Source organism: Streptomyces sp. NPDC005574 (assembly GCF_040605435.1).
GTDB lineage: Bacteria > Actinomycetota > Actinomycetes > Streptomycetales > Streptomycetaceae > Streptomyces.
Map to the genome: position 1 here is coordinate 1 of NZ_JBEXCW010000059.1, position 13926 is coordinate 13926.

Sequence of the window (13926 nt, forward strand, 5' to 3'; positions counted from 1 at the left end):
CTGCCGGTGGTCGAGCAGTTGTCGGACGGCTCGTATCTCACTGAGATCTTCGATCGCAGCGACATCCACCACACCCGTCGTGGGGTGCCGGTACGTGCGGTGGAGTACACCATGGCCGGCCATGAGGGTGTCTACCGGCTCATCACCACGATCCTCGACCCGGGCAAGGCCCCGGCAGCGGAACTGGCCGAACTCTATGCCCAGCGATGGGAGTTCGAGTCCACCCTGGACGAAATCAAGACTCACCTCGGCGGGTCGCACCTGGTACTGCGTTCGCAGCACCCTGACGGGGCCGAGCAGGAACTTTACGGCTTCCTGCTCGTCCACCACGCCATCCGGCACCTGATGCACCAGGCCGCACGACAGGCTGACCGGGACCCCGACCGGATCTCTTTCACCCGCTCACTGCGCGTCGTGCGCCGCCAGGTCACCGACCAGGCGGCATTTTCCCCCCGGCCGACTCGCCCGCGCGGTCAAAGCCACCCACGCTGAACTCCTCGAACGCCTCCTGCCACAGCGACGCCGCCGGGCCAACCTCCGCGTCATCAAACGCAAAGTCGCCAGCTGGCCCCTCAAACGCGCCGCCCACCGCGTTACAGACCACCCGCGCGTCCCGGCCATCACCATCGTTGGCGCCACCAAAACCAAACGGGTCAAACGCATACCAAAGCCCTAAGTTACCGGTATTGAGGCTAAGCCCACATGATCCCCCAGTCATCCCGGAGCCGAAGGTCAGCCGTGACCCACACGTCGACTCCGACGGCTCCTCCTCGCGATGCGTTCCCGCCTCGATCGAAGCCAGCACTCCGTTGAGCCGCTGGACCTCCACAAGGGGCGGCAGGGGCAGGCCCATCTCCAGCAAAACCGGAATCTTCACGGACGCCATGGAGGTACCTGTCGCCAGCGACGCCCGACGAGCCTGTTCTGCCCGCGAGTTCAACACGGCCCAGATCCACCGGGAAAGCACCGGGTCGAGAGGCCGGAGGGCTATGAATCGGGATGAGAGGAGCGCACCGTTCAGCCGGTCGTCGACAAGAACGGCCGGCCCGGACGGCGAGGGCGGCACCAGTACATCACCACGTTTTCGGTCGGCTCATGTGCCGCACCGCGTAGTGCAGTTCCGACACCGACCAGGACGAACAGCGTGGCGTTGATGATGAACGTGGCCAGTGGCCAAAACGCCAAATCCTGCCGGCGGTGCTCGGCCCGGATGAGACGGGGCGCGCCACCTGAGCCATGATCAGCCCGCTCACGACAACCGCGAGGACCCCCGACGCATGGATCGTCTCGGCGAGCGGATAGGCCGTGAACAGTGCGAGGACCATGACGAGGTCGCGTCGCTGCCGTAGACGAAGACGGGCATGTCGGGTGCGTCCTCGACGACGGCGGTGGCCTTGTCGACCCGTGACCGGAGGTCGAAGACAAGCTTGTCCGCGAGGTCGGGCCTGCCGAAGTTCCGGCTGACGGTGCGGACTTCTTCGTACCTTTCTTCACCGTCACGCGCTTGTTACCGCAGTGCACGCGGTTGGAGTGGGTGTCGACGCGGGCGTCGGCGAACGCCTTGCGGGAGCGGCCCTCGTTCTTGGCGCAGGTGTGCCGCAGCCGCCGTGGACGAGATCCGGCTCGCCTCGAGGACTGTCGTGAAGGGCGCTGCCGTCTTCGCCGGTTCGAGGATCGCGCCCGTCACGTCCTCGTTGTCCAGGACGTTCGGACCGTGCCGGCCCGAACCCCTCGTCACAGTCCCACGGGATCACCGTCGACACCGTCGTCGCGGCAGCGCAGTGTCGTGCCCGCCGTGGTGCAGCGGAGTACCCGGCCGCAGACGGGTCACCTCGTGCCCTGTGCCGGAGGCGTCGATGACCGCGTGAGCGAAGAGCCGCTCTTCACGGCCGTCGGCGTGGGTGACGTGCACGACGAACGGCGAACCCTGGGCAGTGAGGAGGTGGCGGGACTGCGCGGTGCGGGGCGGCACCGGACAGGTGGCGTTCAGGCGTCGACGCAGAGGAGCGCGTCACTCACGGGTTCCACCGGTGTGGCCGCCGTGGGAACCGTGTGGACGGTCCAGCGGAAGGCCCCCGGCCGATCCAGGCGCAGTGAAGCGGTGTGCGTGCCGTCTCCCCGCGGCCGCATCGGTGCCTGGGCGATGACCTCGTCATTGGACGGATCGGTCACGGTGACGGTCAGAACCAGGCCGTTCGAGCCTTCGACGGACTCTGCTCGCACCGACCACTCTTCGCCGGGCGCGACCCATGGCTCGGCCTCGACGGCGATCTCGTCCATCGCGGCCATCGGGCGCCTGGGCCGGGCGGTGACGATTCCGTGTACTTGAAGGACGACATGGCGCTGCTGTTGGAGAGACGCATGCCGCCCGGAGACGAACACCGATGCGGCGTCGTCCTCCCACTCCGGGGGCGCGGCGGAGCACCGCGGGACGGTGCCGTCACCACGCTGGAACAGGTCCTCCGGGGAATGGAGGAGTACTTCGTCACGGTCGTCCGCGACGGACGCCCACGTCGCCGTCTTCTGATGACAGCTCATCAAGGCGTGGTAGGAGGGGCGCGCGTCCCCGTTGGCGGCGATGGCCGTTCGTATCTGCTGGTGGAACTGCTGAGCACGCTGCCGGCAGAGGGCGGGCAGCCCGGGCACCGCGGCGTCGCTCAGCGGACGCAGGGTGTCGGGGGAGGGGCCGACACAGGCGTACGCGGGGAGCAACTCGGCGACCGAGGGGAGAGAACGCACCAACTCGCCGAAATGGAAGCGTTGGGGGCCCAGCGACGCATAGCCGTTGGCCAGGACGGCTAGAGCCTTGGCCGCGCCCGTGAAGGGCGTACCGATGGTGATGATCCGGCGCGTCAGTTTCTCCGTGTCAAGGCACTCCGCGTAATAGCGGGCGATCAGGCCTCCCATGGAATGGGCCACGAACACCAGCCGGGCCGCGGGGAAACGCCGTCTGCGATGAAGCAACAGGGGTTCGACCACGGCCTTGAGCCGACGTGCCGTGAAGGCATTCGACTGCCGCCAGTCGTAGGGGAACTCGATGACGGAGTCCGGCCCCAGGGGCGCGAGTTCCCTTCGCAGCTTCGCCAGCAGTCGGTCGTATCCGTCGACACTGAGAAAGCCCGGAATGATTCCGAGGGTCCGCATGGAGCCGGTAGGACGGGCGCCGTCGTTGAACCCGTGCTCGGGATCGTCGAACGCCTGTGGGGGCAACGCCAGATCCTGTGTCAGCCGGTCGGAGAGCCGGTCCAATCGGGCCACACTGCGGTATCCCCAGATCTGACGGGGTCCCCGGCTCAGCGTGCTCCCGAGGATGCCGGGGAGGACGACGACGAGATCGGCTGCGAGGTGCTGCACAACTTGGCCTCCGCTCCGGGCAGTTTGTGTCAGTATTCCATTCTGTGACCACGCGTGACGGAGGCTCAGTCTTTTCTCTCGGGATCGACTACCGCGAAAGCGCGCACCCGGACCTCCCCGAGGCACTCACCGATGCGGTCCGCGTCGAGGACTTCTTCCGCCAGTGGGGGTTCTCACCGGTGGCCCGGTGCCGAGGCCTGGCCGCGGCCGACGCCACGGCGATCCGGGACGCGGTGGAGAACTGGTCGGACGGCATCCGGATGTTCGACAACAGCGCCCCGCTGGTGCTGTACCTGGCCGGCCACGGCAGGCTGCATCACGGCCGTCACCACATCCTCACGGCCTCCAGCCCGCCCCATCCGCCGTACGGCGGAAAGAAGTCCATCAGCGCGGACGACCTCGTCGAGCAGATTCTCAACAGCGGAGCGTCCAAGGCGCTGGTCATGCTCGACGTGTGTCACGCGGGGTTCGCGGCCTCGCAGGTGCAGCAGGCGCTGTCCCAGGTGGCCGCCGCTCAGGCCGCGCCGGCGATGGACCTGGGTGTTCTCGTGTCCTGTCTGCACCACGAGCGCTGCTACAGCGGATCGTTCGTCAAGGCGCTGCTGTCGGCCCTGGCGGAGGGATCGGAGCAGGGGCACTGGAAGGACGGCGACGAGTTCGTCACACTGCACGAACTGCGCGATGAACTGCGGGAGCGGCTGAAGGACGAACAATGCGCCGAGGTCGCTGGGCGCAGTGGGCTGAAGATCGTGCCCAATCCGCGCTACCGGGCGGACGCGGCGGCCCGATCGGTGGAACTGGGCGAGTTGCTGCGCAGGTTGCCGCCCGCCGACCGCGAACACTTCCTGCAGAAGGCGGCGAGCACCGATGCCAACGACGTGGGATGGTTCTTCACCGGCCGACAGCAGATGTCGCGGGAGATCGTGTCCTGGCTGGCCACTCACGACCGAGGTGTGCACGTCGTCACCGGGGCGCCCGGCGCGGGCAAGTCGGCGTTCATCGGCCGCCTCGCCGTGCTGGCTGATCCGTCCTCCCAGCCCGCATGCCGGGCTCTCGGCATGCTCGACGGGGATCCGGACACCCGCCCGGAGGTCGGTTGCTTCGATGCCGTGTCCCACCTGAAGAACCGGCGAGTCGACGACACCGCCACGGACATCGCCGGGCAACTCGGCATCGATCTGGTGGACTCCGCGAGTCCGGCGCGGGACCTGGTGCTCGAACTCGCGGACTCCGGCCGGCACGTGACGATCCTCGCCGACGCCCTCGACGAGTCCGAGCGCGGCGAGGAGGAGTTCGTGGCCCGTGACGTGCTGCGGGCCATCGGCAGCCTGGAGGGATGCCGTGTGGTCGTCGGCACGCGGCGTGACCGGGACGGCCGATTCGATGCCACCCCGGACGACCCGGGCCCACTGGTGGCGGCGCTGCGACCGCGGACCGGCTCCTTCCACATCCTCGATCTGAGCGCCGACCCCGCCACGGCCGACGACATCGCACACTATGTCGAGGAACGGCTGAAAGGGCGGTGGAGCACGCCCGAACGACGGGCCACCGCCGCCCACGAGGTCGCCGAGCAGGCGGGTAGGGTCTTCCTCTACGCCCGGTTCGCGCTGCGCGTCCTGGAGAGCTTCGACGAGCGGACGGTCGACGAACCCGGTTGGCACACCCGACTGCCCAGCGACGTGGGCCATGCCGGTCTGCACGAGGTGTTCGCACGTGACCTGGAGCGTTTCGACGATCACGTCATGGTGCGCGAAGTGCTGACCCCGCTCGCGTTCACCCGTGGCCGCGGTTTGCCCAGACGGCAGATCTGGTCGGCACTGGCCACCGAACTGGCCCGCTCGGGCCGGGCCTACCGCGACTCGGACGTCGCGAGGATCATCCGTGAAGCGGGCTGGTACCTGACCGAGGCGACCGAGGACGGGCAGGCGGTGTTCCGTCTTTACCACCAAGCCATCGCCGACTATCTCAGCGAGGTGATGTGCGATGACGACTAAGGCGGACCTGGAGCGAGCCATCGCTCGGTGCCTGCACGGGCTGGCGGCGGCGGACGGTTGGGAACACGCCAACGCGTACACCGCCCACTACCTGGCCCTGCACGCCCGTGCGGGAGGGGTGCTGGCCGAGCTGGCCGGTGACGTGAACTTCCTGGTGGCGGCCGAACCGGAGGTGCTGGCCAACACCCTCGGCGCGGGGCTGGACCCGACTCTGCCGGACAGCGCCCGTCTCTTTCTGCGCTGTGCCCACCGACTGCGCGGCCAAAGGCCCGGAGAGCGGGCGGCCGTCCTGGTGCTGGCCGCGCTGGAGCACGGCGTGTCGCTGGGGCTGCCCGAGCGGCCCGACGCGTGCTGGTGGCCGCTGTGGTCCCGGGTCGAACCGACCGCCTATCACAGGGTTCTGTCAGGCCACACCGCCGCCGTGTACGCCGTGGCTCTCGGCGACCTTGACGGCCGGCCCGTGGCGGCGACCGGCAGCGGCGACTGCACCGTGCGCATTTGGGACCTGCGTGACGGCCTTGCCCTGCGCGTTCTGGAGGGCCACACCCGAGGAGTGAACTCCGTTGCGCTCGGTCTCTTCGACGACACCCCGTCCGTGCTGTCCGCGGGGGGCGACGGCACCGTCCGGGTGTGGAACCTGCGCACGGGCGCCCAGACCCATGTGCTCGAAGGCCACACCCATGGCGTGCGCACTGTGGTGCTCGGATATGTGGCAGGTAGGCCTGTCGTAGTCACCGGCAGTGACGACGGCACGATCAGGGTGTGGGACCAACACACCTGTGGGATGGTCCGGGTGCTGGAGGGCCACACCCACGGGGTGCGATGTGTGGCGCTCGGCCACGTCGGCGACATCACCGTGGCGGTCGTGGGGAGCCACGACGGCGCGGTGCGCATCTGGGACCTGCACCACGGCACATTGCTGAGGACCCTCCGCCGGCATACCGGTCCCGTCCGTTCGGTCGCCGTGGGCCGGCTCGACGGCCGGGCGGTGTTCGCGTCGGGCGGCGGCGACACCCGCGTCCTGCTGTGGGACCTGAGCGAGGGGACCACGCCCCTGCGTGTCGTCGACGGCTACACCTACGGGGTAAATTCCATCGGCATCGGCGCGAACGGCGGGAATTTGGTGATGCTCACCGGTAGCTACGACACCACCGTGCAGTTGCTGAGCATGTCCGACGGGACTCCGCTACGGGTTCTGGAAGGGCACAGCGCGGGAGTCAGATCCGTGAGCCTGGGGACGCTGGACGGCATTCCGGTCGCAGTGTCGGGCAGCTACGACAGCACCGTGCGGGTGTGGGACCTGTCCGAGGACGAGACGTCCGGCCATTGGTCCGGCCAGCCCGAGTGGAAGCGGTCGGTGGCCACGGTCCACGACGGCGACCGCTGTCTGGTGGTGACAGGAGGCAACGACCGCCGGGTGCAGGTCTGCGACGCGCGCGACGGCCGCCTGCTGCGCGAACTGAACGGGCACACCGATTGGGTGCGGTCGGTGGCGGCCGGGGAGATGGACGGTACTCCGGTAGCGCTCACCGGCGGTGATGACAGCACCGTACGCATGTGGGACCTGCGCCACGGCCTGTCACTGCACGTCCTGGAGGGACACACCGACTGGGTCCGCTCGGTGGCCCTGGCGCGTCTCGACGACGTTCCGCTCGGCCTGACCGCGGGCAACGACGGCACCGTTCGGATCTGGGACCTGAGCCGCGGAGAGGCCGTCCGCGTGCTCGACGCGGGCCCGGGAGGACCGGTGTACGCGGTCGCAGCGGGGGGTCGGCCGGACGCTCCGCTGGCGGTGGCCGGCTGCGACGACGGAACGGTCCGTGCCTGGCCGCTGAGGGACGGGGACGGACCGCCTCTGGTGCTCCGCGGCCACAGCGACTGGGTGCGGTCGGTGGCGTGCGGTGTGATGGACGGAACACCGGTGGCCGTCACCGGCGGCGACGACGGCACAGTACGGGTATGGGACCTGCGCCGCGGTGCATCGGTGCGCGTCCTGGAGGGGCACGGTGACTCCGTGTACGCGGTCGCGGTCGGTGACGGAGCCGAGCGGGGGCTGCTGGTGGTCACCGGAAGCCAGGACGGCACCGTCCGGCTGTGGGACCCGCGCACCGGGTCCCACATCGTCATGCCGTTGACCGGCTGCACCGGTCTCGCGTTGCACGGGCGCACGCTGACCGTGGCCACCCATCGTGGCGTCCTGGCACTGACCCTGTTCCCCTCCGCACGGCCGGCCTCCGAAGAGTTCACCGCCCGGCCGCCGCAGTCATGAACCGTCCTGGTCCATGAAGGGCACCTCGATCCGGAACGAGACCCCGCACCCACCGGCCTCGGGAGCCCCCGGGTGGAGGCCGGTCGGGCACGCGCACGTGACGGCCAGCACGAACGTCTCCCTCCTTAGGGGCACGTGCTGCTCACCCCCGGCGGACGGCCCGGAGGGCGGGTCGTGCTCGCGGGCCGAGGCGGGATGGTGTGTCTGCAGGACGTCGATGCGGTGCTTGCACCGGGGGCAGTGACCCCAGACGTGCGTCACGACGACCTGGTGCGGCGCGTGTCGGGCCTGGCCGTGCAGCAGGCCCTCCTTCAGGAGGTCCATGGCCTTGTGACTCCACGAGGCATCACGGCTCTCGGCGTAACGGGGCGCTGCCGCACCCAAGGCCGCCGGGGTCGCCTCAAGAGGCTCCGGAGCGCCTTGGCCCTTCGTCGTCACGATTCCGGAAAGACCCGGGGGAGGACGAGCCCCAGCAGGACGCCTACGCTGCGCCACTCCGACATGCGTCCTTGCTGGATGGCCTCCGAGATTTCCTTGGGGGTGAGCCACACGGGTTCGATCTGTTCGCCTTCCTCCGGTTGGGCGCCCTCGGCGGCCTCGGTGAACTCCCGTACGAGGTAGTAGTAGAGGTCCCACTCGACAGTCGCTCCGGCCTGCGCGACGGTGATCAGCTCAGGGTCGGTGACGACGAGGCCGACTTCTTCCCGGGCCTCCCGCAGAACCGCCTCCTCCGCGGCCCCGGTCATGCTTCCCGCCGCTCGGGCGGCGGCGAAACTCTCGTAGTCGTCGAACACCTTGCCTCCGGGCAGCCGCAGGTCCACCCCGCCCGTCTCCTCGCGGTACTCCTCCGTCAGGAGAATCCCGCGATCAGAGACGATCACCATACGCACGCCTGGCGGACGCCGGAATCGCTCGAACACACGACCGTCCGGTTGCGGTACGTGCACGACCTCGCCCAGCTTTCCGGAGAAGACGCGACGCTCCGCGAGGTCCTGAGGAATGGTCATGAACACGTGCTCCTCTGTTTGGTTGCGAATGGTGCAAGGGGCTTGCAGGTGACTGCCTGAGCCAGGGAGGGCCGACCGGTACAACGAGCGAAGTGGCACGCGGTTCGGTCTCGTTCGTGCCTTCCGCCGGGGCTCATGCCCGGACCTCAAGGGTGCCCGCTGGCCCGTCCGTCACCGTGCCGATGACCGAGGCCGGAATGCCGTCGCGGGCGCTCGCCGCCATGAACGCGTCGGCCGCCGATGTGTCGGCGGCCAGCAGCAGCCCGCCCGAGGTCTGCGCGTCGGAGAGGATCAGCCGCATGCCATAGGCCACGTCGGACCAGGTGGTCTGGTCCTCGACCGCGAACAGGTTGCGTTCGCCGCTGTTCGGCACGACGCCGTGCGTGTCGAGCAGATCGGCCACGCCGGCCATGACCGGCACCGCATGCGCGCTGACGACGGCGGCGCACCCGGAAGCAGACAGCATGTTCAGCAGATGGCCGACGAGGCCGAACCCGGTGATGTCCGTCGCGGCGCGTATGCCGCACCGCACCGCGGCGTCGGCAGCCGCGCGATTGGACGCCGACATCAGCTCCTCGGCCACCCGCACCAGCGCCGGTGACGCGATCCCCGCCTTGCGGCCCGCAGTGACGATGCCCGTACCGAGCGCCTTGGTGAGGATCAGCACCTGTCCCGGGCGTGCGTTGCCCAGCAGCAGGGCCTGGTCGGCAAGAACCTCCCCCACGACGCACAGCCCGAACATCGGTACCTCGGACACCACGGTGTGACCGCCCACCAACGGGGTGGCGGACTCCGCCAGCGTGGCCACGGCGGCTGCCGTCAGGTCGGACATCACATCGAGCCCCAGATGCCTCGGCAGTGCGAGCAGGCTGAGGGCGAGCAGCGGCCGTGCTCCCATCGCGTACACGTCCGACAGAGCGTTCTGCGCGGCGATGCGCCCCCAGACCTTCGCGTCGGAGCTGACCGGGGTACCGAAGTCGGCCGTGACGGCCAGGAGTCTGCCCGGCGCGATTTCGTACAGCGCGGCGTCGTCGCGATGGCTGATGTCGGCCTTCACCGCGTCAGACGTGGGTACAGCGCCGATCAGCCCTCGCAGCAAGGTCATGAACGGCCCCATCACGTCCAGCGGCAGCTTGCATCCGCAGCCGCCAGCCGTCGTCAGCTCCAGCAGGTCGACGGATCCGGCCCCGTTCTTCTCCATGTCCACCCCCTTTGGGATACCTCTCCCTCGGCTACGGCACGGCTCATGCGCGGAGAGCCTCCGCCAACCGCAGGAGCCTGTTGTACTTCACGGTCCGGTCGCCGCGTCGCGGCCCGCCGATCTTCAGCCAGCGGGCGGCCACCCCTACGGCGAGGTCCGCCACCGCGGTGTCCTCCGTCTCCAACGAGCGGTGGGAGACACACTGGGACATGCCGTACGCCGCCGCCCGGACCGACGTGCGCAGGGCGGCGCTCACGGTCCCGACCTGATTCATCTTCAGGACGATCCCGTCGGCCAGCGCGGGGTCGAGGTAGGCGCTGTTGGTCGCGTAGAGGTCGTCCCCGACGACGGCTACGTGAGGGGGAAGCCGCTCTCTGAGGCGCGCCCACCAGACCGAGTGGTCGCTCGTGAACGGGTCCTCGACGAAGGTGATCGGGTAGAGGGTGGTCAGATCGGCGATCCGTCCCATCAGGCTCTCGGGGCCGAGAGGGCGTTCTCCGAGGAGATAACCGTCCTCGGTCCACAGGTGCTCGGCGGCGACGTCGACGGCCAGTGACAGCCCGGCCCCGGCTCCGGTGTGCTCCAGGAGTTCGCTGAGCAGGCCCAGGGGCAGTGAGAGATCCGCCGAGTCCAGCAGCATGCCGCCGGAGGCGGAGTGGCCGACGAGGAGCCCGCGTGCCTCAAACAGACGCTCGGCCCGCGTGTACGCCTCCAGGATCAGCGGGATGGTCTCCTCGGGGCAGTGCCGCTCGGTGGCGAACATGATTTGCTGGAAGGGGACTCCGTGGCCGCGGCGGTGCAGACCCCCGGAGACGACGGCCGCGAGCAGACCGGGAAAGGCCGGCTCGGTTCCCGACAGCGCCGCGAAGTAGCTGTACAACCCCCGGCCGGACGCTGTTGCGGACGCGCGAGCGTAGGCGAGTGAGACGGCCAGGGCCACATCGGTGCCCAGGACCGGCAGTTGTCCGTCGAGCCACGCATCGACGGCTTCCTGACCGTCACGGCTGCGGCCCGAGAGCGCCGAGAGGGCCTTGACCACGTCCATGGGCGGAGGCGAACCGATGCGCAGGTAGTCGGTCACCGGCCGTTCCCGGCGCCCGGGCTTGATGGCCACAGGTGCGGAGCCACGGCCGACGGTCCCGTCACTCAGCACGAGTTCCGCCTCGGCGGCCACTCCGCCACCGCTGTTCAAGATGGCTCGGATCTTGACGTCGTGGATAGCCGGTGGCGTCATGGCCGGACCTTCACGAGGTACGGCATGAGATCAACCGCCCGACCGACTGGCAGGCCGCCCCCAGCCGCCTGAGTCTCGGTCAGCCGGGTGGTGTCATCGGGTTCGAGGCCCGGGGCCCGGACCAGCGCGGGCACTGGATCGTCGGAATGGATGCCCAGTTCGCAAGGGGTGGCGTGATCGGAGGTGACGGCGATGACGTCCTGCGGATCGACAGCTTCCAGCAAGGGGCGCAGAAAACTGCCGTCGATGAGTTCGATGGCCTGCTTCTTGTCGTGGGGCCGATTGTCATGACCCGGCTCGTCGGGCCCCTTGAGGTGCAGGAAGACCACGTCGGTGCGGGCATCGAGGACCTGGCGCACGGCGCGGCCCAGATATACGGCCTCCGACTCCCCGGGCTCCGGCATGCTGTAGGCGAACTCGGCGCCCATGAGTTCGGCCAGGCCCCGCTCTGCGGGGATCTGGCCCATGATGGTCAGGGAGCAGCCGAACTTCTCCCGGAACCCGGCCAAGGACTTCGGTGGATCGCCGCCGTCCCGGACCAGGAGAAGGTTGGCGGGCATGTCCCCGGAGGCGAGACGCTCCCGGTTCACGGGGTGAGAGCGGAGGACGGCGGAGGAGCGCTCCACGAACGCGTTGACGACGTGGGCCGCGCGAACCGCCGCCGGGGCCGGAGTGCGGGGGCGGGCGAGCAGCGGTCGGGGGTCGAAACCGGGGACCGGGAAGCCGAAGGCGCCGACGTTGCGGAAACCGGGGTCGGTGTTGGTGACCTGCCCGGACAAATCGCCCGTTTCGGCGGTGAAGGACAGGATGCCGCGGTGCCGGTTGAACGCGAACAGATCGAATCGCACTCCCAGATCCGCCAGCGAAACCTGATCGCGGACAGCCGCTGCCAGAGCTTGAAGCCGACTGTCGTCGAGTCCGCGCGCCGTGCGCCGGTCGAGGGTGCCGGCCGATTCGTCACGGCTGGCGAAGTTGACCCGGAAGGCGATGGTGCGGCCGTCATCGCGCACCATGCCGAGCCCGTACCCCTCCAACGGGCCGCGTCCTGTGTAATGGAGGAGCGGGTCGTACGACAGCAGTGCCATGGCGCCTGAGTCGGACTCCGGCCAGATTCCCTCCCCGATGACGGTGATCAGGGTAGACCGTCCCTGACGGGCGAGTCCGTCCAGGGCGGGTGTCCGCGCCGCGTCCAGGGGGGTGCGGTGGCCGAGAGCGGCCACCGGTCGGTCGGCGGCACCGTCCAACACGATCACATAGACCTTGGCCATGTTCACCTCGCTGCTGTCGTCCGCCGGGCGACCCTGGCCGGTATGCGGTGCGCCACGAGGAAGTCGCGGGTGGCTACGGGCACCAGGTGCTCCCAGCCTTCCCCCGCGGCCATGGCCGCGCGAATCCGGGTGCCGGAGATCTCTTTGTGGGCGGAGCGCCAGAGGATTTCCGTCCGGTAACCCAGCCCGCGCAACCGTGCGGTCTTCTCCTCTCCCCAGGCGTCGTGAATCGTGAGGAAGTGCACGGCGTCCAGGGGCGCGTAGTTGGCGAGTTCCCCGGGCGACTCGATGGGGAAAGGGACGATGTCGAACTCGTGCCCGCCGAGTCCCTCGGCGTACAGACATGACGAGATCATGGTCATGCGCTCGTAGTACGTGAGCGGGTTCGCGGCCGGCTCCTTGCGATGGGGTGCGGTCCGCTCCAAAGGCGCCTCGGCCGGGTCAGGCGAGGTGATTCCCACCAGCAGGCGGCGGCAACGCTGTTTCGCGGCGAGTATGTAGCGCAAGTGGTCCCTGTGGAAGATCTGGAACCGGCCGTGGGCCATGCCGAGTTCCACCTTGTCTCCGGCACCGTTGTCTTCGCTCACGAATCACTCCTCACGACGATCAGGTCGCCAGCTCCGTCCGGCCGGCCGAAGTGCGAGCCCAGCCGGGGTACGTAGTCCGTCTTGCGCAGCATGAGGCGGTGCTCCTGCGCGACATCGTCGATGAACCTGAGGTCCAGGACCCGCTCCAGAAGTGCCCGGGTGCCGGGGTCGGGGCAGACGACGACAGTGATGCCTTCGGCAAGGCCGACGACAGACACAAAGCAGTGGTCGGCGTTCTCCCGCCGGGCCATCGCGCGGATCGAGTCCAGGAGGTCGCCGCGTTCGGTGACCGCCGTGGGCCGGGAGCACTCGATCTGCACGATCACCACATGGCTGTCGCCCTCGGCACCGAAGCGGAACCGCTTGGCGTGCCTGGACAGCAAGGTGGTGGTGTCGTGAGTCGCGGGCGCGTGGTCCAAGGTCACCAGCAGTTCCTGGGCGAAGACAGCCGGGAAATCCGTCACCGTACGCAGGCGGTCGAGGGCATGATGATCCCGGTCCGAGGTGGAAGGGGCTTTCAGATTCCAGGTGCTGCAGACGATGGCCGAGGCCAGGAGCCCGGCCACGGGCGGTGAAGGCAGGATGCCAGCCCCGTCGAACCGCTCGGCGACGAGGGTCGCCGCTGCGCCGACCGCTTCGTTCTGCACCCGCGCGTTCGGGAAGGCAGCGGTGTCTCCATGGGGGTGGTGGTCGATGACCTCCACGACCTGCCGTGGATCCAGCCGGGCCGGCAGCTGGGCCAGGTGGTGGGTGTCCACGAGGACGATGCGGCAGTCCGGAGGAAGGCTGCCCACCGGGGAGGGCGCCTTTACCGCGTAATGCCGCAAGGCCACCCGCGTGGCGGCGTCCAGGGCTCCCCACAGGACGGGTGTGTACGTCTCCGCCCGCACCCGACAAGCCCATTCGGCATATGCGAGGCAACCGCCCACGCCGTCCGTGTCCGGGTTGACATAGGAGAAGACATAGCGGCTGGGTAGCTGACGACCGTTCATGTCCGTCGATCCCCTTCGCG

12 protein-coding genes are annotated in these 13926 nt (G+C 69.0%); 3 read left to right on the plus strand and 9 right to left on the minus strand.

Annotated elements, in window-relative coordinates:
- On the plus strand, window positions 1-492 hold a 492-nt coding region (locus ABZT03_RS29360), incomplete at its 5' end, for a transposase (protein ID WP_356044769.1).
- Here ABZT03_RS29360 and ABZT03_RS29365 read toward each other — a convergent pair.
- Both ABZT03_RS29365 and ABZT03_RS29370 read right to left on the minus strand, forming a co-directional pair.
- Window positions 428-886 carry a hypothetical protein gene (locus ABZT03_RS29365; protein ID WP_356044772.1) on the minus strand — a complete coding sequence of 153 codons (459 nt, stop codon included), beginning with the start codon at window positions 884-886 and terminating at the stop codon, window positions 428-430. The two genes, ABZT03_RS29360 and ABZT03_RS29365, sit on opposite strands and share 65 nt — an antisense overlap.
- Before the next feature lie 1100 nt (window positions 887-1986).
- Window positions 1987-3354: a hypothetical protein gene (locus tag ABZT03_RS29370; RefSeq protein ID WP_356044774.1), complete on the minus strand. Its 1368-nt coding sequence runs from the start codon at window positions 3352-3354 to the stop codon at window positions 1987-1989.
- A gap of 44 nt (window positions 3355-3398) precedes the next feature.
- Here ABZT03_RS29370 and ABZT03_RS29375 point away from each other — a divergent pair, with 44 nt between their 5' ends.
- A complete protein-coding gene (locus tag ABZT03_RS29375) occupies window positions 3399-5348 on the plus strand; it encodes a caspase family protein (RefSeq protein ID WP_356044777.1) in 1950 nt (649 codons plus the stop codon).
- Window positions 5338-7617 (plus strand): WD40 repeat domain-containing protein, encoded by a 2280-nt coding sequence (locus ABZT03_RS29380; protein ID WP_356044780.1) that lies wholly within the window; start codon window positions 5338-5340, stop codon window positions 7615-7617. Before ABZT03_RS29375 ends, ABZT03_RS29380 begins: the two co-directional genes overlap by 11 nt.
- Here the strand turns inward: ABZT03_RS29380 and ABZT03_RS29385 are convergent.
- The 7 genes from ABZT03_RS29385 to ABZT03_RS29415 all read right to left on the minus strand — a co-directional run bounded on the left by ABZT03_RS29385 (window position 7612) and on the right by ABZT03_RS29415 (window position 13906).
- Window positions 7612-7941, minus strand: coding sequence for a hypothetical protein (locus ABZT03_RS29385; protein ID WP_356044783.1), 330 nt, complete (start codon window positions 7939-7941; stop codon window positions 7612-7614). The two genes, ABZT03_RS29380 and ABZT03_RS29385, sit on opposite strands and share 6 nt — an antisense overlap.
- 110 nt (window positions 7942-8051) lie before the next feature.
- Complete coding sequence (locus ABZT03_RS29390) at window positions 8052-8624, minus strand: NUDIX domain-containing protein (protein ID WP_356044785.1); 573 nt, start codon at window positions 8622-8624, stop codon at window positions 8052-8054.
- 133 nt (window positions 8625-8757) lie between these two features.
- The gene (gene selD / locus ABZT03_RS29395) at window positions 8758-9825 is read right to left on the minus strand and encodes a selenide, water dikinase SelD (protein ID WP_356044786.1); all 1068 of its coding nucleotides are present in this window, start codon (window positions 9823-9825) and stop codon (window positions 8758-8760) included.
- Between the two features lie 43 nt (window positions 9826-9868).
- Complete coding sequence (locus ABZT03_RS29400) at window positions 9869-11059, minus strand: hypothetical protein (protein WP_356044789.1); 1191 nt, start codon at window positions 11057-11059, stop codon at window positions 9869-9871.
- Window positions 11056-12327 (minus strand): CMP-5'-phosphonoformate--3-phosphoglycerate phosphonoformyl transferase, encoded by a 1272-nt coding sequence (locus ABZT03_RS29405; protein ID WP_356044790.1) that lies wholly within the window; start codon window positions 12325-12327, stop codon window positions 11056-11058. The genes ABZT03_RS29400 and ABZT03_RS29405 overlap by 4 nt, the downstream gene beginning before the upstream one ends.
- Before the next feature lie 2 nt (window positions 12328-12329).
- A complete protein-coding gene (locus ABZT03_RS29410) occupies window positions 12330-12914 on the minus strand; it encodes a nicotinate-nucleotide adenylyltransferase (RefSeq protein WP_356044793.1) in 585 nt (194 codons plus the stop codon).
- Window positions 12911-13906, minus strand: coding sequence for a DHH family phosphoesterase (locus tag ABZT03_RS29415; protein ID WP_356044795.1), 996 nt, complete (start codon window positions 13904-13906; stop codon window positions 12911-12913). The genes ABZT03_RS29410 and ABZT03_RS29415 overlap by 4 nt, the downstream gene beginning before the upstream one ends.
- Window positions 13907-13926: the final 20 nt, after the last annotated feature.

Bases quoted from the DNA above. Each gene is read 5' to 3' on its own strand.
- ABZT03_RS29400 (WP_356044789.1), bottom strand. From the start codon at position 11,059: ATGACGCCACCGGCTATCCACGACGTCAAGATCCGAGCCATCTTGAAC.
- ABZT03_RS29380 (WP_356044780.1), top strand. From the start codon at position 5,338: ATGACGACTAAGGCGGACCTGGAGCGAGCCATCGCTCGGTGCCTGCAC.
- ABZT03_RS29385 (WP_356044783.1), bottom strand. From the start codon at position 7,941: ATGGACCTCCTGAAGGAGGGCCTGCTGCACGGCCAGGCCCGACACGCG.
- ABZT03_RS29365 (WP_356044772.1), bottom strand. From the start codon at position 886: ATGGCGTCCGTGAAGATTCCGGTTTTGCTGGAGATGGGCCTGCCCCTG.
- ABZT03_RS29415 (WP_356044795.1), bottom strand. From the start codon at position 13,906: ATGAACGGTCGTCAGCTACCCAGCCGCTATGTCTTCTCCTATGTCAAC.
- selD (WP_356044786.1), bottom strand. From the start codon at position 9,825: ATGGAGAAGAACGGGGCCGGATCCGTCGACCTGCTGGAGCTGACGACG.
- ABZT03_RS29390 (WP_356044785.1), bottom strand. From the start codon at position 8,624: ATGACCATTCCTCAGGACCTCGCGGAGCGTCGCGTCTTCTCCGGAAAG.
- ABZT03_RS29405 (WP_356044790.1), bottom strand. From the start codon at position 12,327: ATGGCCAAGGTCTATGTGATCGTGTTGGACGGTGCCGCCGACCGACCG.